This is a genomic window from Bacteroides sp. HMSC067B03, assembly GCF_001811315.1.
Taxonomy (GTDB): Bacteria; Bacteroidota; Bacteroidia; order Bacteroidales; family Bacteroidaceae; genus Bacteroides; species Bacteroides faecis.
On sequence record NZ_KV804495.1, the window covers coordinates 1 to 287 of the forward strand.

A 287-nucleotide genomic window follows, 5' to 3' on the forward strand; every position below is an offset into this window, starting at 1 on the left:
GACTACTGGATGAGCGCGCAGGAAGCGAAGGAAAACGGCTTTGTGACGGAAGTTACAGGCAAGGCAAAGGTCGATAAGGCTACGGCACAAATGATTACCAATTGCGGCTACACAGGTGAAATTGAGATTACTGACTCTATTAATAACGAAAAATCAAAAAATGACATGGATTTAACAATGTTGACTACTCGCTTCGGAATGGACGCAAGTACCACGGAAGCACAATTTATCGCGCAGGTAGACGTGTGGAAACGTAAGGCAGACCGCGTCGACATGCTCGAAAGACA

The 287-nt window shown here is 46.0% G+C and carries 1 pseudogene; it reads left to right on the top strand.

The annotated features are described in order from the left end of the window. Positions 1-287, top strand: a pseudogene (locus HMPREF2794_RS26000) (ATP-dependent Clp protease proteolytic subunit); the annotation flags it as partial.